Genomic DNA, 21,464 nt, shown 5'->3' with positions numbered 1-21,464 from the left:
CCGATAAGGAGATGCCATGGCCCGCTTCATTCCCGACACCAGCGTTCTGATGCGCGGTCATGGCGATAGCGCCCTGCGACTTTCTGAGCCCATGGCAATGCGCGACACCGGCAACGGTTTCGCTGCCGACCACCGCCACAACACGCACGGCGCCGAGTCCGGTGCCGCCTCCGGGGCGACGCCGCCTACCTCCCCGCTCAACGCATCGCACGGCACCATGAGCGACCGACACACGAACCGTAACGATCTCGTCGCCGGCATCGTCCGCTCGCTCGGACGCCGGCTCGCCGTGTACACCGCGCTCTATCACGCGGCACTCGCCGAACAGCTCGGCCTGAACGTCACCGACCTGAACGCCCTTGATCTCATTCTCGAACTCGAATCGATCACCGCCGGCCAGCTTGCGGAACTCATGGGAGTCAGCTCAGGTGGCATTACCACGGTCATCGACCGGCTCGAGCGAGCGGGCTTCGTCGAGCGGGAGAAAAATCCGCACGACCGGCGCATGGTCATGATCCACCCCATCGAAGCCCGTTGCGCGCAGATCGAACAGTGCCTGTCGTCAGTCTCGCGCGAACTCACGGCGGTCAGTGCTGCGTACGACCAAAGCGAACTCGCTGCGATCCACGATTTCCTGGTGCAGAGCATCCGCACTCTGAAGAGCGAAACGTTCCGTCTTCGCTTCGAGGCCGATCAAGACATCGCCGGCCTGGTCTCCCACAGCCGAAATGCGTCGACCAAGGTCTGAGCGACGCTCGACGGCCCCAACAAGGAGAAACGTCATGTCGACGACTCTGCGTCCTACGATGCTCGCCGTGCTGATGGCGGGCATTGTCAGCGTCACCGGTTGTTCCAGTTCGGGGGGCGGCAGCGGCGCCACGGCGAATACGCCGACGAACCCGTCGGATCCGACGAATCCCGTCACGCCAACCAACCCGACGAATCCGACCACGAGCAGCACCGGTGTTGTCAGTGCGGTCGGCTCGGTGGTGAGCGCGCTGGGCAGCCAGGTCGCCAGCACGACGGTGCCGGGCGTGTCGACGCAAGCCACGCAAGGCTTCGGCGGCGCGCTCACGCAAACAGGCAATGCCGTCACGGATCTGGGCACGGGCGTGAGCACCGGACTGGGACAGCTCGGCACGTCCGGCACCAACCCGGTCGGCACCACGCTCGCGAGCACGGGTGGTGTGGTGTCGGATCTCGGTAATGCCGGGGTATCGCTCGGGAGCCGCATTGCCGGCATCGGCAAGAGCGGCCCGCTGGCAAACACGCCGGTCGACACGCTCACCGGCGTGCTGGGCACCGTCGTCGCGAGCGTCGGCCAAGGCGGCGTGCAAGGCGGCTCGGCACTCACACAGGCATTGACGAGCGCCCCCGTCGTCCAGGCGACGACGGCCCTCTCGTCGGCCATTACACCGATCACGAATACGGTCGTGACGACAACGCAAACGGTCGGCAACGCCACCGGTCTGGGCGCGCCGCTGGCCGGTCTGCTGGGCACCCTGGGCGGCGTGTTGAATTCGACCGGCGGGCAGGTCAAGGCGGCTGCGCCGAACGTCGTCGTGGGAAGTCTTGGCAATGCGCCGATGGCGCTAGGCAACACCGTCGCGAGTGCGGGCGGCCTGCTCTCGGGCTCCACCAGCCCAACGCAGCCGAACGCGCTCGGCAACGTGCTCGCCAGCCTGGGGAACACCACAGTGGCGACCACCACGGCGAGCGGCAGCAATCCGCTGGGTGCCCTCACCGGACTGCTCGGTGGGCTCACGGGTGCGACGGCGTCGTCTGGCAGCAATCCGCTGGGCCCCGTGACTGGCCTGTTGGGCGGCGCGACAAGTTCCGCCGGTACCGGCGGTGCAGGCAGCGCGCTTGCCCCCCTCACGACGCTGCTGAGCGCCGTCACGGCGCCTCTCACGACGCTCGCCAGCGTCGGGTCGGGTACCACCACCGGCAGCTCAGGCGGCACCAGCAGTCTGCTCGCGCCGGTGACCGGACTGCTGGGCGGACTGGGCAAATAAAGCGACATCGCCAGACGTCGCAGGATCGCGAGAGGGGAACGCCAGCGGGGTGCAGGCCCGATGACGACGGCAAACCCGGGCAGTGAAGCGACACTGGCCGGGCTTTGTCGTGTCTGCCATCGCGTCATCGGTCACGCGAACAAAAAAAGACTCGGACGAGCATTCATCCGAGTCTTTTTTCCGTGGCCGGCCGCCCGCTGATGCGTCTCTCGCAGACGCGCCCCCGAGGTGACGCAGCGGCGCCGAAGCGGCGTTACTGGTCGCGGATCCAGGTCTGCGTGCGGCCTAGCAGAGAAATCCCGAGGAAGCCGCGAACGTCGAGCTTCTTGCCGCCGTCGACCACCGTGATCTTGCAACTGTACTCCATGCCGTTTTCCGGATCGAGGATCTTGCCGCCGTCATATACGTCGCCGTCCTTGCGAATGCCGCTAATGATCTGCATGCCCAGCATCTTCTGCCCCTTTCGCGCGTCCGTGCAGGCCGTGCAGATGCGCTCCGGATCGTCGTTCTCGCCAAGCCCCTTGGTGACGACCCCGACAAACTCGCCGTCCTTCTCCGTGATCGTGACGAGCGCCTTGGGCTTGCCGGTATTGTCGTCGATGGTCTTCCATACCCCAACCGGCGACATGTCGTTGGCCGCCATTGCCGCCTTGGCAACACCGCCCAGCAAGGCCACTGCGACGAGCGCGTGCGCACCCAGACGTCGCCACGATGGCGCGTTCAAAATCGGTTTCATGATTGTCATCCTCCCAGATACGGAATTGATTGTCGTAGGACTCGCGATAGCCGCGATTACCGCACGGCCATGCGCGCGAGTCGCTTTGCAGATTACGCCAAAGGCGTGACGCCGTGCTGAGGAAGTCCTCTAGCCGGCATCCGCACGCGGACGGTCGCTGGCGTCGATCCGAACACCTGCGGATCGCGTTACGGTTCCCGTATCCAGGTCTGAGTGCGCCCGAGCCACGAGATGCCGAAGTAACCTCGCACTTCGAGCTTCCTGCCGTCATCCACGACTTTCATTTTGCAGTCGTATTCGTGGCCGCTGTCGGGATCAAGAATCTTCCCGCCGATGTATTCGTCGCGCTGCGCGTCGCGACGCAGGCCGCGAATGATTTGCAGCCCCTGGAGCTTCATGTCTTTGCGCCAATCGGTGCATTCGGTGCAGCGACGCTCGAGTGCGTCGTGCCTGCCGAGGCTTTTCGTTAGCGATCCGACATATTCGCCGGCTTTTTCGGTGACGGTGATGAGTGCCTTGGGATCACCAGTGTCGTCGACGATTTGCCATACGCCAACGGGCGTCGGCACGTCGTTGGCCGCCAGCGCGACGATGGCGCTGCCCGACAAAAGCGCAGCGGCACACCAACGCCCCCACGACGCGGCGTTCGGCATCGCTTTCCCATTGGCTTTCGCCCCCGGTCTGCGCATGATGCCGACGATTACAGCGGCGGCAAGGCAATGGCGGTCAGGCGCCATTGCACGAGATTGCGCCGCGTCAGTGTGAACGTCACGACGCGCGTCGGACGGTCGCTGCGCGAGACACGTATGAGGAAGTGATTGAAGTCCTGAAATTCGGTCCGCGTGATCGTGCGCGGTGGCGTATCGCCCGCAGCGGGCGACGCGTTACCCGAGTGAGCATCAGGGGCGTTCGGGGCAACGGGGGCGTAGGGGTCGGCTGACGCCGGCGGGGCAGCCTGTGCTTGCGGCGCGCGGGGTACCGCATCGCGCGGCGCTGGCGCTCCAGGTGCCGGCGGCAATCCAGTACTGTCGCCACGCAGCATGGCCGCCACGGCTTCGGGCGTCAACAAGGCTTCGACCACGCGATCCGACACCCAGCCACCCAGCGCGAGGGCAAGCGTGCCGAAGGCGTTGCCGCGCTGCTTGTCCATCTGGCGCGAGAGTTCATCGTGGAAACTCGTTTTCAGGCTCTCGCGCACGGCCGGATAGTCGACGTACGAGGAGAGCGCAGCGGCATCGCGGGCATCGGCCGCGTCGCGCGCGCGCCACAACGTGTAGTACGGCGAGCCAAAGAGCAGGCCCAGCACGACAACCAAGGCCCCGAGGGAAATCGGGATCGTTGACAGCTTACGCATTGCAAAACTCCATCGATCAAACTGCGCATGGTAGGCGACGTATCGCCGCCCTCGCCTGCCGGCTTACATTGCTTTACAAATCTTTACAACACGCGGCCCCGTGCCCTTTTACTCTGGAAGCGTAGCCGCAATTGCGCGATATGTCCCGGCGCCCGTTCATTCGACGGGCAACGCACGTGCAAGGTTCGCGGCAGTTCAACCGACAAGGAGGTGGCATCATGCGTCACGCCCGACTTGTCCGGATGACGTGTGGCGTCATGCTGGCCCTCGCCACCCTGAGCGCAACGGCCCAGCCGCCGTCGTACCGCCGCTTTTTTCAAAGTTGGTTCGCACAAGGTGCGGAGCGCCCAGACGGGCGTGGCGACAAGCGCGGCGGCGCGCGGCCCGGCCCCTCACGGCCGCCCCCGCCCACCGTCCGGCCGCAGGGCGACTTGCGCGGCGATATCTACAACCATCTGCGCGAACAGCGGCAACCGCCCCCGACTTCGCCCGCGGCCGATCCGCGTCAACGCAACCGCGGAGATCGGGGCGCTCGCTCGCGCTGAGCCTCACGCAGCATGCATGCGTTGACGAGGTCCACGCGCCGCGCGCGCAACGCTCACGTGAGCGACGTATCCACCACGCGACGGGGCGCTTCGAGATACTCCAGCGACTGCATCTCCACGAGTCGCGATACCGTGCGCGTAAATTCGTTGGCCAGCGTGCCCTCCTGGTACAACGCCTCGGGCGGCACTTCCGCCGAGATCAGCAGCTTGACCTTGTGGTCGTAGAAGACGTCGACGAGCCACGTGAAGCGGCGTGCTTCCGAGGCCATGCGCGGCGTCATCTGTGGCACGTCAGACAGCACGACAGTATGGAATCGATTGGCCAGTTCGAGATAGTCGTTCTGCGAACGCGGGCCACCGCACAGCATATGGAAATCGAACCACACCACGCCGCCTGCGCGACGCAGCGCCTTCAACTCACGCTGTTCGATGTGCAGCAGCGGGCTTTCATCCGGCACCCCGGCGATCTCGGCGAACGCCGCGCGCAGCGCGCGATTTGCCTCATTGCCGAGGGGATAGTGATACACCTTCACCTGGGCCAGCGTGCGGCGCCGATAGTCGACACCCGCGTCCACGTTGAGCACGTCGAGCTTCTCTTCGAGCAGCCGGATCGCAGGCAGCACACGGTCGCGATGCAGGCCATCCGGGTACAGCATGTCGGGACGGTAGTTCGACGTCATCACGAACTGCACGCCGTTCTTGAACAGCTCGGCAAGCAAGCGGTGCAGGATCATGGCGTCGGCCACGTCGGATACGTGAAATTCGTCGAAGCAGATCAGCCGATAACGCTTGGCAATGCGCTTGGCCAGTTCATCGAGCGGATCGGGCTGTCCCTTGAGCGCCTGCAACTGGTGATGCACCTCGCGCATGAACTCATGGAAGTGCAGACGCGTTTTGCGCTGCAGCGGCACCACGGAGTAAAAGCTGTCCATGAGGAAGCTTTTGCCACGGCCTACCCCGCCCCAGAGGTACACGCCCTTGGGCAGATCGGGACGTACGAGCCACTTCTTGACGGTGTTCGAACGCCTGGCCTTGTATGCCGCCCATTCGTCGTAGCACTGTTGCAGACGCTCGACGGCGCGCTCCTGCGCCTCATCGGGCTCGTAGCCGCGCGCGGCCAGTTCCTGTTGATAGTATTCGCGAACGTTCATGCGGTGCGGCGACCGGCCGGGGGGGCGAAGGAAATCGGGGAAAAAGCAAAGGCGAGTTGCCTCGCCTTTGCTCGTACTCGTCAGCGTAAAGCGACTTACTTGTTCAGCGCGCGCTTCTCGACATCGAGGGCGGCTTCACGCATCACTTCCGACAGCGACGGGTGCGGATGACAGATACGGCCGATGTCTTCCGACGCCGCCTTGAACTCCATCGCCACCACGGCTTCGGCGATCAGATCCGACGCGTTCAGGCCGATCACGTGCACGCCGAGGATTTCGTCGGTCTTGGCATCGGCCAGCACCTTCACGAAACCGTCCGACGCGCCCATGCCCAGCGCACGGCCGTTGGCCGCGAACGGGAACTGACCCGGCTTGAACTCACGGCCTTCGGCCTTCAGCTGCTGCTCGGTCTTGCCGACCCAGGCGATTTCCGGCGAGGTGTAGATCACCCACGGAATGCAGTTGTAGTCGATGTGCGGCTTCTGGCCCGCGATGACTTCCGCCACCAGCACGCCTTCGTCTTCGGCCTTGTGCGCGAGCATCGGGCCACGCACCACGTCACCGATCGCGTACACGTTCGGCAGCTTGGTCCGGCAGTGGTCGTCCACCGGAATGAAGCCGCGCTCGTCGGTCGCCAGACCGATGTTGCCCAGGCCCAGGTCGTCAGTGTTCGGCACGCGGCCGACCGACACGATCAGACGGTCGACCTCGAGCGTCTTGCCATTGCCGTCCTTGTCCGTGTAGCTGATCGTGACGCTATCCTTGCCGGTCTTGACTTCGCCGACCTTCACGCCGACGTTGATGTCCAGACCCTGCTTCTTGAACTGCTTGGCCGCTTCCTTGGCAACGCCCACATCGGCGGCGGCCAGGAATTCCGGCATGGCTTCGAGCACGGTGACGTCGGCACCCAGACGGCGCCACACCGAACCCAGTTCCAGACCGATCACGCCGGCGCCGATCACACCAAGCGTCTTCGGCACGGTGTCGAACGAGAGCGCACCTTCGTTATCCGAGATGAGCTTGTTGTCGACCGGCATGCCCGGCAGATGGCGAGCCTTCGAACCCGTGGCGATGATGATGTTCCTGGCCGTGACCGACTCGGCCTCGGCACCCTTCACATCGATCTGATAGCCGCCGTCGTTCTTGGCAATGATCGTGCCGTGACCCTTGAGCCACGTGATCTTGTTCTTCTTGAACAGGTATTCGATACCGCCCGTCATCTTGTCGACAATACCCTGCTTGCGCGCGAGCATCTTCGCGATGTCGATCTTGACATCCGACGTGGTGATACCGTGATCGGCCAGGTGATGGCCGATCTTTTCGAACTCTTCCGACGAGGCGAGCAGCGCCTTCGACGGAATGCAACCGACGTTCAGGCAGGTCCCGCCAAGCACCATCTTGCCGGCCGGGTTGGTCCACTTCTCGATGCAGGCGACCGAGAAACCGAGTTGGGCGGCGCGGATGGCGGCAATATAACCGCCGGGGCCGGCGCCGATAATGACTACATCAAATTCTTTTGCCATTTTGATTGTGACTCACTGAAGGTAGACGGCAGGGGGAGGCGCGGCGCGCCGACCATGCAACTCATGGCCAGGCGCCACCGCGCGGCGCGCGCTAACGCTTACAGGTCGAGCAGCAGGCGGGCCGGATCTTCCAGCGCTTCCTTCATGGCGACGAGGCTCAGCACGGCTTCGCGACCGTCGATGATACGGTGGTCGTAGCTCATGGCCAGATAGTTCATCGGGCGGATGACGATCTCGCCGTTCTCCACGACAGCGCGGTCCTTCGTGGCGTGCACGCCCAGAATGGCCGACTGCGGCGGGTTGATGATCGGGGTCGACAGCATCGAGCCGAACACACCGCCGTTCGAGATCGAGAACGTACCGCCGGTCATTTCTTCGATCGACAGCTTGCCGTCGGCTGCCTTCTTGCCGTACTCGGCGATCTTCTTCTCGATGTCGGCCAGGCTCATCTGGTCGGCATTGCGCAGGATCGGCACCACCAGGCCACGCGGCGAACCGACCGCGATACCGATGTCGAAGTAGCCGTGGTAGACGATGTCGTTACCGTCGATCGAAGCATTCACGGCCGGGTACTTCTTGAGCGCGTGGACCGCGGCCTTGACGAAGAACGACATGAAGCCCAGCTTCACGCCGTGTTCCTTCTCGAACTTGTCCTTGTACTTGTTGCGCAGATCCATCACCGGCTTCATGTTGACCTCGTTGAACGTGGTCAGAATGGCGTTGGTCTGTTGCGATTGCAGCAGGCGCTCGGCGATACGGGCACGCAGACGCGACATCGGCACGCGCTGCTCCGGACGGCCTTCGAGCGACGTGTCGCGGCCCACCGAAGCGGACACCGACGGCAGCGTGGCGCGTTGGGCCGGTGCCGGGATCGAGGACGCGGCGGCAGCCGGCTTGGCGCCAGCGGCCAGGGCGTCGCCCTTGGTCACGCGACCGTCGCGGCCCGAGCCGGACACGTCCGCAGCCGACAGGTTCTTCTCGGCCAGCACCTTGGCAGCGGCCGGGCTGGCGATGCCACCCGACGCCCCACCGGCGGCCGGCGCAGCGGCCGAGGCGGCGGCCGGTGCAGCGGCTTCCGCCGGCTTGGCGGCGACCGGCGCGGCGGCGCCTGCCTTGGCTTCCGTGTCGATCTTGGCGATGATTTGCTCGGACGTCACGGTGTCGCCAGCGGCGGCGGTGACTTCGACGATCACGCCCGCGGCGGGCGCCGGCACTTCCAGCACGACCTTGTCGGTTTCGACTTCGATCACGGTTTCATCTTGGGCGATGGCTTCGCCGACTTTCTTCTTCCAGTCGAGCAGCGTGCCTTCGGAAACCGACTCGGAGAACTGGGGGACTTTGACTTCAACAATGGCCATTTCTGGATCCTGGATTCGATAAACGTTCAATTCGGAAATACGGCAGCGGCCGTCCCTGGGGGAGGACGACCGCTGTAAGACCTAACCGGTTACTGCACCACGGTCGCGCCCTTGAGGCGGCCGAAAGCCGTATCGAGCAACTGCTTGAGCTGTTCGTAATGCTTGGCGTAGTAGCCCACGGCAGGCGAGGCAGACGCCGCGCGTCCCGCGTAAGCCAGCTTCTGACCGGCGCTCATGCTTTCGATCAGGTGGTGTTCGATGTAGAACCACGGACCTTGGTTTTGCGGCTCGTCCTGGGCCCACACCACTTCGGTGAGGTTTTCGTATTTCTTCAGCTCGCTCTCGAACGCCTTGTGCGGGAACGGGTAGAGCTGTTCCACACGGACGATCGCGACGTCGGTCGACTTGTCTTCGCGACGACGCGCCATCAGGTCGTAGTACAGGCGGCCCGAGCAGGCGACAACGCGCTTGACCTTCTTGGCGTCGATCGATGCATCGGTTTCGCCGATGACCGTCTGGAAGCCGCCCTTGGCGAGTTCCGACAGATCGCTCACGGCTTCCTTGTGGCGCAGCAGCGACTTCGGCGTGAACACGATCAGCGGCTTGCGCAGCTGACGGATCATCTGACGACGCAGCAGGTGGAAGATCTGTGCCGGCGTGGTCGGCTGGACCACTTGCATGTTCGTGTCGGCGCACAATTGCAGGTAGCGCTCGATACGTGCCGACGAGTGCTCCGGACCCTGGCCTTCATAGCCGTGCGGCAGCAGCATGGTCAGGCCCGACACACGGCCCCACTTCACTTCACCGCTCGAGATGAACTGGTCGATCACGACCTGCGCACCGTTGGCGAAGTCGCCGAACTGGCCTTCCCACAGCACCATCGTGTTCGGCTCGGCGGTCGAGTAACCGTATTCGAAGCCCAGCACGGCTTCTTCGGACAGCACCGAGTCAATCACCGTGAAGCTGGCCTGACCGTCGGCGACGTGTTGCAGCGGCACATAGGTGCCGTCGTTCCAACGCTCGCGGTTCTGGTCATGCAGCACCGAGTGGCGGTGCGTGAACGTGCCACGCCCCGAATCCTGGCCGGTCAGGCGCACAGCAAAGCCCGACGAGACCAGCGACGCGAAGGCCAGATGCTCACCCATGCCCCAGTCGAGCGGTTGCTCGCCCGCGCCCATCTTGCGACGGTCGTTGATGACCTTCTCGACGAGCGAGTGCACCTTGAAGTTCGCCGGAATCGTCGTGATGCGCTCGGCCAAACGCTTGAGTTCGTTCAGCGGCACGGCCGTGTCGCCGGCATCGGTCCACTTCTTGTTCAGGAACGGCACCCAGTCGACCGCGTACTTGCTCTTGTAGTTCGAGAGCACCGGGTCGACCGTGTGGTGACCGTCGTCCATGGCCTTGCGGTAGGCGGCGACGAAGCCATTGCCTTCTTCGGCCGTGATCACGCCTTGCGTGGCCAGTTTCTCGACGTACAGCGCGCGCGTGCCCGGATGTTGGGCAATCTTCTTGTACATCAGCGGCTGCGTGACCGCCGGCGTGTCCTGCTCGTTGTGGCCCAGCTTGCGGTAGCAAACGATGTCCACGACGGCGTCTTTCTTGAACTCCTGACGGAAGTCCAGGGCCAGTTGCATGGCCAGCACGACCGCTTCGGGATCATCGCCGTTCACGTGCAGCACCGGCGCTTCGATCATCTTGACCACGTCCGAGCAGTACGTCGTCGAACGGGCGTCACGCGGATCCGACGTGGTGAAACCGATCTGGTTGTTGATGACAATGTGCACCGTGCCATGCGTACCGTAACCACGCGTCTGGGCGAGGTTCAGCGTTTCCATCACGACGCCCTGGCCTGCGAACGCAGCATCACCGTGCACTTGCACCGGCAGCACGCTGGCCGCGTCGGCTTCGCCGCGACGGTCCATACGGGCCTTGGCCGAACCTTCGACCACCGGGTTCACGATTTCCAGGTGCGACGGGTTGAACGCGAGCGACAGGTGGACCGGACCACCGCTCGTCGAGACGTCGCTCGAGAAGCCCTTGTGGTATTTCACGTCACCGGCCGGCAGGTCGTCGACGTGCTTGCCTTCAAATTCAGCGAACAGATCCGACGGCATCTTGCCGAGCGTATTGACCAGCACGTTCAGACGGCCGCGGTGGGCCATGCCGATCACGATTTCCTGCACGCCCTTGCCACCGGCGTGGTGGACGAGCTCGTCCATCGCCACGATGAACGATTCGCCGCCTTCGAGCGAGAAGCGCTTCTGGCCGACGAACTTCGTGTGCAGGTAACGCTCGAGGCCTTCAGCAGCAGTCAGGCGTTCGAGGATGTGCTTTTTCTTCTCGGCGCTGAAGTTGGGCGTGGCACGCACCTTCTCCAGGCGCTCTTGCCACCAGCGCTTTTGCACCGGGTCGCTGATGTACATGTACTCGGCACCGATCGAGCCGCAGTATGTGTCGCGCAGCGACTTGAGCAGGTCGCGCAGGCTGGCCTGCTCGAAACCGAAGTACGTGTTCTCGGCCGAGTACACGCTGTCCATGTCGGCTTCGGTCAGGTCGTAGAACGCGGGTTCCAGTTCCGGAATGGCCGGACGTTCCTGACGCTTGAGCGGGTCCAGGTTGGCCCAGCGAGCCCCCAGGAAACGGTAGGCGGCGACCAGCGACTGCACGTGCACCTGCTTGCGGGCCACGGCCAGGTCGGAAGCACCGGCACGCGGCACGAAGGCATTGGCCTTGGCGCGCTGGGCGAACGACTCCACGATCGGGGCGTGAGCCACGTCGTTGGCGTTGGAACCATCAACAGCGGGAACGTTCTGCAGCGCGTCGAAATACTGGCGCCAGTTGTCCGGCACGGAAGCCGGATTATCTAGATACGACTCGTACAGTTCTTCGACATAGGGGGCATTGCCGCCGAAGAGGTACGAGTTCGCTTGGAACTGTTCCATCAAACTCATTTTGCGCTCACCTTTTCTACGAGTGTCTCGAGAAATAGCGGGTTACGAAACCTTCCGCGACACGGCCTGACCGATTAGCGGATTGCGTGAATCAAGTGGTGCTTGGAAGGACCTGATCAATCACGGCGAGGAGCATAGCACGTTTTCCCAGCACCCACCGCCCCGGAAAGCCGTCACACGGGGACTTCCGGCGTACCCGCCGCATGCGTCGCGGGCTCACGCGACGCCGCCCCGCCTGCGTCTTATCTCTATATGTAAATTGGATATATAAAAATTAAATTTTATTATTTTAATTTCTAAGAGCCAGCCGATATCGTGTTGCGTATCCCCTTGCCGGTGCCTCTGGGGGTGGCTTGACGGGGATGCCCCGCCGGGCTTCCGTCCGGGTCCGGCCCCTGGAGTCATGAACGACATGCAAGAGACGACACCACTTTCCGCCCAGCAAGCCCAGATGCTCAGCCAACTGGTCGACGGCCTTTCCGGCGAGCAGCTCGCCTGGGTGCGAGGTTTTCTTGCCGGCATCAATCACTCGGTGCGACAAGCCGGTGCGCCGGCAAGCGTTGCGGCAAGCGCCGCGCCCGCCGCGCCGCAGTTGACGATCCTGTATGGCTCGCAGACGGGGCACGCACAGGAAGTGGCCGAGCACGCCAAGGCGCGCGCCGTCGCCGCGGGCTTCAAGGTCGACCTCTTCGCGATGGGGGATTACAAGGCCTCGCGCCTGAAGAACGACAAGCTGCTGCTCGTTGCCGTGTCGACGCAAGGCGAAGGCGAGCCGCCCGACGATGCGCGCGACTTCTATGATTTCCTGCACGGCGCGAAGGCGCCCCAGCTCGACGGCACCCGCTTCGCTGTGCTCGGCCTGGGCGATTCCAGCTATGAGAAGTTTTGCCAGGCCGGCAAGGACTTCGACGCACGGCTGGCCGCGCTGGGCGCACAGCGGCTCGTCCCCCGCGTCGACAGCGACGTCGACTACGATGCACCGGCTGAGCGCTGGATCGACGATACGGTCGAGGCGCTGGCGCGCGTGGCGGCGCCGGCCGCCCCCGGCAAGAGCACTGGTGTGAGCGACGGTTTCAGCCTCGCTGCGCTCGCGAGTGGCATCGCACCGGCGGCGGCATCGAGTCAATACAGCCGCAAGCAGCCGTTCGACGCCACCGTGATCGAAACCGTCAAGCTCTCGGGCCGTGGCTCGTCCAAGGAAGTCCATCACATCGAACTCTCGCTCGAGGGCTCGGGCCTCACATACGAGCCAGGCGATGCGCTGGGCGTCGTCGTGCAGAACGACGCGGCGCTCGTCGACACGTTGATCGACACGCTGGCCCTCGACCCGCAAGCCACGACGACAACGCAGGACAGTACGCTGTCGCTGCGCGATGCTTTCCTGCGCGCGTACGACATCACGACACTCTCACGCGCGTTCCTCGAAAAATATGCCGCGCTGGCGCAATCCAGCGAGCTGAAGGCGTTGCTCGGCGCCGGCAATGAAACGGCCTTGCGCGACTATCTCCATGGCCGCGACGTGATCGACGTCGTGCGCCAGTTCCCCGCCCGCAAGGTCAAGGCGGCCGAGTTCGTCGGCACGCTGCGCACGCTCCAGCCGCGCCTGTACTCGATTGCTTCGAGTCTGGCCGCCAATCCGGGCGCCGTGCACATCACCGTGGGCGCAGTACGCTACGACAGCCACGGCCGCGCCCGCCGCGGCGTGGCGTCGACCTACCTCGCCGACATCGCCCGCGAAGGCCAGGTGGTGCCCGTCTATATCGAAGCGAACCGGAACTTCAAGCTGCCACAGGATAGCCACGTCCCGGTCATCATGATTGGCCCGGGCACCGGCATCGCGCCGTTCCGGGCGTTTGTCGAGGAACGCCAGGCGCTCGACGCGCCGGGCAAGAACTGGCTCTTCTTTGGCGACCGGAACTTCCGCACCGACTTCCTTTATCAGCGAGAATGGCAACGCTACGTCAAGGACGGTGCGCTCACGAAGATCGACCTCGCGTTCTCGCGTGACACTGACGACAAGGTCTACGTGCAACACCGCATGCGCGAGCAAGGCAAGGCACTGTACGCGTGGCTGCAGGAAGGTGCCCACCTGTACGTGTGTGGCGATGCCGACCAGATGGCGCGCGACGTGAACACCGCGCTCATCGACATCGTGACGGAACACGGGGGGCTGGCGCCGGACGCCGCCGCCGAGTATGTGAAGACGTTGCAACGCGAAAAACGTTATCAGCGCGACGTGTATTGATCGCGGATCCGCCACACGTTTCAACGTCCACCCCGACAAGACCCCGCGCGGCCCCCCGCGCTGACCGATAGAGCCGCTCACATGACGCAACCCACGCAAGCCGGCGACGCCTCGACGGCGCCGCGCTCCGAAGTCGAGAAGATCAAGGACGCCAGCCACTACCTGCGCGGCACCATTGCCGAAGGGCTGGCCGACCCGCTCACGGGCGCGATCTTCGAGAAGGACGCCCAACTGCTCAAGTTCCACGGCTCCTACATGCAGGACGACCGCGACCTGCGCAGCGAACGGCAGAAGCAGAAACTCGAACCGGCGTACCAGTTCATGATCCGGCTACGCATGCCGGGCGGCGTGTGCACACCCGGGCAATGGCTCAAGCTCGATGAGCTCGCGCAGAAGTACGGCGGCAACACGATTCGCCTGACCACGCGCCAGACGGTGCAGTACCATAACGTGCTCAAGCACCAACTGCGTCCGCTCATCAGAGGGATCGACGAGGTTGCGATGACAAGCATTGCCGCCTGCGGCGACGTCAATCGCAACACGCTCGTCTCGAACAATCCGCATCAATCGCCCGCCCACGCCGAGGCGCTCGACTGGTGCCTGAAGATCGATCGGCACCTGTTGCCGCATACCACGGCGTATCGCGAAATCTGGCTGGGCGACAAGCGCCTGGGCGCGGGCAAGGAGGATCACGAGCCGATCTACGGCAAGCACTACCTGCCGCGCAAGTTCAAGATCGCCATCGCCATTCCGCCGAACAACGACGTCGACCTCTACGCCAACGACCTGGGCTTTATCGCCATCGTGGGCAACGACGGCAAGCTCGAGGGCTTCAATGTCACGGTCGGCGGCGGCATGGGCATGACGCACGGCGACGCCGCGACGTACCCGCGCACGGCGACCGTCATCGGCTATACCCCGGCCGATCGCATTGTCGACGTTGCCGAGAAAGTGCTGCTCGTGCAGCGCGACTTCGGCGACCGAGGCAACCGCAAACACGCACGCCTGAAATACACCATCGACGACCATGGCGTGGCGTGGTTCAAGGAAACCCTCAACCAGTATCTCGGCTGGGATCTGGCGCCCGAGCGCGCGTTCGCCTTCACGACCAACGGCGATCAGTACGGCTGGCTCAAGGGCGCGGACGATCTCTGGCATCTCACGCTCTTCATCCAGAACGGGCGCGTGAAGGATTGGGACGACTACCGCCTGATGACCGGATTGCGCGAGATCGCGAAAGTGCATGATGGCGACATCCGCATCACGGGCAATCAGAACCTCATCGTCGCTCGCGTAAGCGACGCGAAGCGGCCGCAGATCGACGCCCTCGTCAAGCAGTTCGGCCTGCTCGACGGCAAACATCAAGGCGCGCTGCGCATCAACGCGATGGCCTGCGTCGGTTTCCCGACGTGCGGCCTGGCGCTGGCCGAGAGCGAGCGCGCCCTGCCCGGCCTGGTCACGCGACTGGAGAAAGTACTCGACGACGCGGGGCTCGCGGGCGTGCCGATCACCCTGCGCGCCACTGGCTGCCCAAACGGCTGCGCCCGTCCGTACATCGCCGAGATCGGCCTGGTCGGCAAGTCAGCCGGCAAGTACAACCTGTACCTCGGCGCGGGCTTCCACGGCCAGCGCCTGAACAAGCTGTACAAGGAATCGCTCAGCGAAGACCAGATCGTCGCCGAACTCACGCCGCTCTTCGCGCACTATGCCAAGACACGCGATGTCGGTGAGAAATTCGGCGATTTCCTCGTGCGCCAAGGCGTGGTCAAGGCGGTGGTCGAAGCCCGCGAGGATTTTCACGGCTGAGCGGCGGCGTCGCCGAGGCATAGCAGGTACGGGACAGGCGCCTTGCGGGCGCGCCAACGAAAAACGCCACGGTCTCCCGTGGCGTTTCATTGTCGAGCGCGGCTGGGCGCTCGACGTACGGCTGCCGGACCTCAGTCGTTGCTGCCCGAGTACGGCACCATGCAGCGCTTGACCGTCTGTTCGTAGTCACGCGGCAGGTGGCTGCCGGGAATTTCGAAATATTGCAATCGCGCGCCGAAGCCGCCTTGCATGACGTCCACATAGGGGTTGTACATGGCTTTGCCGTCGGCGCCCTGACCGCGATAGACCCGCACGCGGTCGGCTCCCGGACGCGCGTACGACGTCGATTCGACGTTCGGCGTCAGTTCGCTCCAGCCGTGATAGATGCAGTTGAGCACCATGAAGCGATCGGCTCCGGTCCCCTGGTCGAGCAGTCGCCCCGCCGCCGGATCGGGCCGGCTCATCTGGTTCACCGGGCCACACCCTGCCACTACGCCAGCCAGAACGGCCACCGCCGCCATCAGCGCCACTCGCTTCATACTTCGCCACCCTCAACTGAGCAAAAGATGGGCAATGTTACCCGGTTCGGCGCGCTGCCGCCATGAACACGCCCATTCCACGCCCCTACCACGCCGCCTTGCGGTGCATTGCGACGCGCGGCTCAAGCCGCCACGGAAAGGGGGGGCGTCGCCACGGCGTGCAAAGCCGGACGTCTTGCCGAGCCGCTCGCCTGACTTTCGTCGCCCAGTCGGAATCGCGCCATTTCCTCGCGAAGCGCATGCGTCTGGTCCTCCAGCGACGCGGCAGCCGCGGCGGCTTGCTCCACAAGCGCCGCGTTCTGTTGCGTGACGGCGTCCATCTGCGTGACGGCCCGATTTACCTGCTCGATGCCACCGCTCTGCTCGTCGGACGCCGCCGAGATCTCGCCCATGATGTCGGTCACGCGCTGCACGGCTTGCAGGATGTCGTTCATCGTGCGCCCGGCTTCCGCCACCAGCGTCGAGCCGTCCGCCACCTTCTGCGCCGAGGTCTCGATGAGCCCCTTGATCTCGCGTGCGGCGGTCGCACTGCGCTGCGCCAGCGTACGCACTTCGCCCGCCACCACGGCAAATCCACGTCCCTGCTCGCCTGCGCGTGCCGCTTCCACGGCGGCGTTGAGCGCGAGGATATTGGTCTGGAAGGCAATCCCGTCAATCACGCCGATGATGTCCACCACCTGCGACGAACTGGTCGAGATGCCCTGCATCGTGTCAACCACACGGGCAACGACCTGACCGCCGCGCGAGGCGATATCCGACGCGTTGACGGCCAGTTGGCTCGCCTGACGCGCGTTGTCGGCGTTCTGCTTGACCGTGGCGGTCAGCTGCTCCATCGACGACGCCGTCTCCTCCAGCGAAGCGGCCTGCTCCTCGGTGCGCGCCGACAGGTCGGTATTTCCCGCCGAGATTTCGGCCGTGGCCGTCGCCATCGTCTCGCAACTGCGGCGCACGCCGCGAATCGTGTCCGCGAGACGCGACTGCATCGCTTCGAGTCCGCGCATGAGCATCGACATCTCGTCCTTGCCCCGCGCGTGCACCGGGTTATCGAGCTGGCCCGCCGAAATGTGCTCGAAGTGCGCCAGCGCTTCGCCGAGCGGCCGCATGATCGCACTGCGCAGCGAGAAGTAGCAGGCGATCGCCATGAGCACGCCCAGCGCCGTTGCGCCGATGCTCAGCCAGCGGAAAGCCACCAGCTCGGTCATCGACGCTTCGTACGTGTCATGCCCGAGCTTCAGCTTGTACGCGGCCAGCGCGTCGCTGGCGGCCGTGAGCGCGGCGTAGCGCTTGGGCAGCACGTTCATTGTGATCTCGTCCATGGCCGTGCGATCGCGCGCATCGATGGCCGCGAGCATCGGATTCATGCCCTGCTCGAAGAAGGTGGCGCGCCGGGCGGCGACCTCGTCGGCCATCCGCTGTTCCTCGGCGCCGCGCGGCAACGCCTGATAGGCCGCCCAGGCCGCATTCGCATCCTTGATCATGCCGCGTGCACGTTTGGCAATCTTGTCGCCATCGGGCGATTCGGGATGGAGCACCACGCGATCGAGAATGGCACGGGTGCGCGCGAGGGTGGCGTTGTCCTTGCCGAGCGCCACCGTGGCGGCGAGGTGATTGGCATACGTCTCGCGAAGCGCGTTGCCAGTGCGTGTCATGCCGGCAATGCCGAGCGCGCCCAACAGAATCAATAGTGCCGCCAGCAGCGCCATCGTGATGCCGAGGCGCGCCTTGATGGAAAAGCTACGCAACATGCTGTTGTCTCCGTCTTACTTGGTGGGTCGGATCCCTGTACGGCCTCTGTTGGGCCGGTATTATTTGTGTCATCGGCGTGGCGCACACCAGACTTGAGCGTGCTGCGGGTATACGTGCCCGTTAGGTATGTGTTGCGCGTCTATCGGGCGCCTTCGGAGCGCGATATCGGCGACGTCGGGCAGATGCCCCGCGAGCGACCGATGCGCGATATTCGACGCGCCGCTTGTCTTGCTGAACGAAACAGCCGACCGAAACAGGGTCCGGCAACGCACCGCCGATGCCAGGGGAAGCGGACATGATCTTATGACATTTTTTATATATTCATACGATATATTCGAATTATGATCGATGGACTCGAAAAGCTTTTGGCGGCCGGCAAAGACAACGCACTCTTGCGATTCGGGCTCGGCAAGGCCTATCTGGATGCACAGAACTTCCTGGTCGCGGCCGATCACCTGACCCATTGCGTCGCGTTCGACCCGGCCTACACGGCCGCGTGGAAGTTGTTGGGCAAAGCGCGGAACGGCGCGGGCGACCGCGACGGCGCCCGCGACGCGTGGACCCGAGGGATCGCCGCCGCACAGGCGCACGGCGACCGTCAGGCCGAAAAGGAAATGACTGTCTTCCTCAAACGCCTGGGTTGACGTTACATGGCCGCCCCGATGTCACGCATCGGGCGAGTCACGGGTTAGCGTGGTATGGTGCGCCTGGCGGGTGAGCGGCATGCTGGGTGTGCAGGCCCCGCGCAGAGTCACCAAGGCGTGCCGCGGCGGCGTTGGCAAGCGCGAAAGCGCCCCGAAACGCGCGTGTTCGCGCCGAGCGTGGCATACTGCTCCGATTTCGCCGCGCGGCGGGGATCCACGCAGCGCTAGGCCGGCTGGCCTGTTCCCATCCTGCAATTTTCGTTGGGTATGTCCTTGAAGCATTGTTTGCCGCCTCGTGCGCCGTCTCATCCGGCGCCTCCCAAGTCCCCCGTCGTTACGCGCCAGGCGTCGTCTGCACACTCCGCCTCGCAGCTCGCCCCCGGTCGTCAACGCGGTTTCGGCACCCTTGCCGCCATCTTTGCCACGTTGGTAGGTCTGGCGATCGTGGGCGCGCTGCTCGTCGGCTATGCGTTGATCGTCATGCGCCCGAACCTGCCGCCGCTGGACGTCATCACCGATTACCGGCCCAAGGTACCGCTGCGGGTCTACACGTCCGATAACGTGCTGATTGGCGAATTCGGCGAGGAGCGCCGCAGCCTGGTCACCATTGACCAGATTCCGGACGTCATGAAGAAGGCCGTGCTCGCGATCGAGGACTATCGCTTCTACGATCACGGCGGCGTCGACTTCATCGGCATTCTGCGCGCCGGCGTGACAGACGTACTGCATGGCGGTGCCACACAGGGCGCCAGTACGATCACGATGCAGGTTGCGCGCAACTTCTTCCTCTCGCGCGAGAAGACGGCCACGCGCAAGATCTACGAAATGCTGCTGGCGTACAAGATCGAGTCGGCCCTGTCCAAGGACAAGATCCTCGAGCTGTACATGAACCAGATCTATCTGGGGCAGCGCGCCTACGGCTTCGCGAGTGCCGCGCGCATCTATTTCGGCAAGGACCTGAAGGACATCACGCTCGGCGAGGCGGCGATGCTGGCCGGCCTGCCCAAGGCACCGTCGGCCTATAACCCCATCGTCAACCCGAAGCGCGCGAAGATTCGCCAGGAATACATCCTCAAGCGCATGCTCGACCTGGGCTACATTTCGCGCAATCAATACGAGGACGCCCTGCGCGAGCCGATCCGCACGCGCACGTCGGGCAATGAGTACAACGTGCATGCCGAGTACGTGGCCGAAATGGTGCGCCAGGCGGTGTACGACGAATACAAGGACGACACCTACACGCGCGGCCTGACCGTCATCACGACGCTCGACTCGAAGAAGCAGCAGGCCGCATACGAAGCGGTCCGCATGGGCGTGCTCGACTACGAGCGCCGCCATGCCTATCGCGGCCCCGAGGGTTTTGTGGAACTGCCCGCCGCGATGCCCGATCGTCAGCAGGTCATCGAAGACACGCTGCTCGAGCATCCCGACAACGGCGATCTTGTCGCGGCTGTCGTGGTGGCCGCAAGCACGTCGCAGGTCACGGCCGTGCCGCTCTCGGGCGACGCCGTGGTCGTGAGCGGCGACGGCATTGGCTTTGCCGCGTCAGCGCTCTCGGCGAAGGCCAGCGCAAAGGTCCGTATTCGTCCGGGCGCGATCATCCGCGTGATGAAAGACGCTCGCGGCAAGTGGCGCATCACGCAGTTGCCGGAAGTGCAGGGCTCGCTCGTCTCGCTCTCGCCGGACGACGGCGCCATCCGCGCACTGGTCGGTGGCTTCGACTTCAATCAGAGCAAGTTCAACCGGGCGACGCAGGCATGGCGGCAGCCGGGCTCGACCTTCAAGCCGGTGGTGTACTCGGCGGCCATCGAGAAAGGCGTGAGCCCGGCGACGATGGTCATGGACGGCCCGCTCAACCTCCCCCCCGCCCAGACCGGCGGCCAGGCGTGGGACCCGCATGACGACGACGCCTTCAGCGGCCCGATGACTGTGCGCGAAGGACTGCAGCGCTCGAAGAACCTCGTGGCGATCCGTCTGCTGCAATTTGCCGGCACGCAATACACGCAGGATTACGCCACGCGCTTCGGCTTCGACGCCGACAAGGTGCCGCCCTATCTGCCGATGGCCCTTGGTGCCGGGCAGACCACGCCGCTGCAACTGGCCGGTGCTTACGCGGTGTTCGCCAACGGCGGTTATCGCGTGGCCCCATACCTGATCAGCGAGATTCGCGACGCGCGCGGCAACGTGCTCAACAAGGCTACGCCGGTGGTCGCCGGGGTGAACGCCGCCCGCGCGATTTCCGCGCCGAACGCGTACATCATGAACAGCCTGCTGCAATCGGTGGCACAACGCGGCACCGGCGCGGGCACGAATGTCCTCAAGCGCACCGATCTGGCCGGCAAGACCGGCACGACCAACGACGCACTCGATGGCTGGTTCGCTGGCTACCAGCACTCGCTCGTTGCCGTGGCGTGGCTCGGCTTCGACCAGCCCAAGACGCTCGGCAGCCGCGAATTCGGCGCGCAGTTGGCGCTGCCGGTGTGGACCAAGTACATGGGCGTGGCGCTCAATGGCGTGCCGGAGCAGCAGATGGCGATGCCCGCGGGGGTCAGTGTCGTGAACGGCGAGCTTTACGAGGCCGATAAATTGCCGGGCAACGGGTTTGTCGCGAGCATCGGGATCGACGACAACAGCGGCGGTTTCTCGCTGCCGTTCTTCGGCAGCAATTCGCCATCGCCCGCCGCTCCGCCGCCCTCGGCGGGTCAGCCCCCGTCGCCGGGGGTCGACGCCAGCGAGAAAGCGCGCATCCTCGATATGTTCAAGCATCCGTAGCGCTCGGCGCAACGTCAGCCCGCGCAAGCGGCGACGCGCGTCAGCCCTGTGACAAGGTACGGCCACCCAGCGGGTGGCC

Annotated in this window: 15 protein-coding genes; 6 read left to right on the top strand and 9 right to left on the bottom strand. The window is 64.5% G+C overall.

Annotated features, from left to right (window positions below; genetic code table 11):
• Positions 1-16: 16 nt before the first annotated feature.
• Entirely contained in the window at positions 17-748 is a 732-nt protein-coding gene (locus PTE31013_RS12490) for a MarR family winged helix-turn-helix transcriptional regulator (RefSeq protein ID WP_150613130.1), read from the top strand.
• Positions 749-782: 34 nt separating this feature from the next.
• On the top strand, positions 783-2,015 hold the full coding sequence (locus tag PTE31013_RS12485; RefSeq protein ID WP_150613129.1) for a collagen-like triple helix repeat-containing protein: 1,233 nt from the start codon (positions 783-785) through the stop codon (positions 2,013-2,015).
• Positions 2,016-2,268: 253 nt separating this feature from the next.
• On the opposite strand, the gene PTE31013_RS12480 is transcribed toward PTE31013_RS12485, so the two are convergent.
• The 7 genes from PTE31013_RS12480 to PTE31013_RS12450 form a co-directional block, all read right to left on the bottom strand.
• Positions 2,269-2,751: a DUF2147 domain-containing protein gene (locus PTE31013_RS12480; RefSeq protein WP_150613128.1), complete on the bottom strand. Its 483-nt coding sequence runs from the start codon at positions 2,749-2,751 to the stop codon at positions 2,269-2,271.
• Between the two features lie 188 nt (positions 2,752-2,939).
• Positions 2,940-3,359 (bottom strand): DUF2147 domain-containing protein, encoded by a 420-nt coding sequence (locus PTE31013_RS12475; protein ID WP_246174373.1) that lies wholly within the window; start codon positions 3,357-3,359, stop codon positions 2,940-2,942.
• 92 nt (positions 3,360-3,451) lie between these two features.
• Entirely contained in the window at positions 3,452-4,105 is a 654-nt protein-coding gene (locus tag PTE31013_RS12470; RefSeq protein WP_150613126.1) for a DUF2939 domain-containing protein, read from the bottom strand.
• A 598-nt stretch (positions 4,106-4,703) separates the two neighbouring features.
• Positions 4,704-5,801 carry a cell division protein ZapE gene (gene zapE, locus PTE31013_RS12465; protein WP_150613125.1) on the bottom strand — a complete coding sequence of 366 codons (1,098 nt, stop codon included), beginning with the start codon at positions 5,799-5,801 and terminating at the stop codon, positions 4,704-4,706.
• Positions 5,802-5,896: 95 nt separating this feature from the next.
• Positions 5,897-7,324 carry a dihydrolipoyl dehydrogenase gene (gene lpdA, locus PTE31013_RS12460; protein ID WP_150613124.1) on the bottom strand — a complete coding sequence of 476 codons (1,428 nt, stop codon included), beginning with the start codon at positions 7,322-7,324 and terminating at the stop codon, positions 5,897-5,899.
• A gap of 98 nt (positions 7,325-7,422) precedes the next feature.
• On the bottom strand, positions 7,423-8,682 hold the full coding sequence (gene odhB, locus PTE31013_RS12455; protein WP_150613123.1) for a 2-oxoglutarate dehydrogenase complex dihydrolipoyllysine-residue succinyltransferase: 1,260 nt from the start codon (positions 8,680-8,682) through the stop codon (positions 7,423-7,425).
• Between the two features lie 89 nt (positions 8,683-8,771).
• Positions 8,772-11,633: a 2-oxoglutarate dehydrogenase E1 component gene (locus PTE31013_RS12450; RefSeq protein WP_150613122.1), complete on the bottom strand. Its 2,862-nt coding sequence runs from the start codon at positions 11,631-11,633 to the stop codon at positions 8,772-8,774.
• Positions 11,634-12,036: 403 nt separating this feature from the next.
• On the opposite strand from PTE31013_RS12450, the gene PTE31013_RS12445 reads away from it, so the two are divergent.
• Together PTE31013_RS12445 and PTE31013_RS12440 are read left to right on the top strand one after the other, a co-directional pair.
• Positions 12,037-13,878, top strand: a complete 1,842-nt coding sequence (locus PTE31013_RS12445; protein ID WP_150613121.1) for an assimilatory sulfite reductase (NADPH) flavoprotein subunit — start codon at positions 12,037-12,039, stop codon at positions 13,876-13,878.
• Positions 13,879-13,959: 81 nt separating this feature from the next.
• Positions 13,960-15,684, top strand: a complete 1,725-nt coding sequence (locus PTE31013_RS12440) for an NADPH-dependent assimilatory sulfite reductase hemoprotein subunit (RefSeq protein ID WP_150613120.1) — start codon at positions 13,960-13,962, stop codon at positions 15,682-15,684.
• Between the two features lie 131 nt (positions 15,685-15,815).
• Here the strand turns inward: PTE31013_RS12440 and PTE31013_RS12435 are convergent, their stop codons facing one another.
• Entirely contained in the window at positions 15,816-16,223 is a 408-nt protein-coding gene (locus tag PTE31013_RS12435; RefSeq protein WP_150613119.1) for a hypothetical protein, read from the bottom strand.
• A 122-nt stretch (positions 16,224-16,345) separates the two neighbouring features.
• Complete coding sequence (locus PTE31013_RS25260; RefSeq protein ID WP_150613118.1) at positions 16,346-17,968, bottom strand: methyl-accepting chemotaxis protein; 1,623 nt, start codon at positions 17,966-17,968, stop codon at positions 16,346-16,348.
• Between the two features lie 342 nt (positions 17,969-18,310).
• Here PTE31013_RS25260 and PTE31013_RS12425 point away from each other — a divergent pair, with 342 nt between their 5' ends.
• On the top strand, positions 18,311-18,613 hold the full coding sequence (locus PTE31013_RS12425) for a hypothetical protein (RefSeq protein WP_150613117.1): 303 nt from the start codon (positions 18,311-18,313) through the stop codon (positions 18,611-18,613).
• 267 nt (positions 18,614-18,880) lie between these two features.
• Positions 18,881-21,385, top strand: coding sequence for a penicillin-binding protein 1A (locus PTE31013_RS12420; RefSeq protein ID WP_425495561.1), 2,505 nt, complete (start codon positions 18,881-18,883; stop codon positions 21,383-21,385).
• The last annotated feature ends 79 nt before the right edge of the window (positions 21,386-21,464 follow it).

This window comes from Pandoraea terrigena (genome assembly GCF_902459705.1).
Lineage (GTDB): Bacteria > Pseudomonadota > Gammaproteobacteria > Burkholderiales > Burkholderiaceae > Pandoraea > Pandoraea terrigena.
This window is presented reverse-complemented; position numbering and strand designations above follow the sequence as displayed.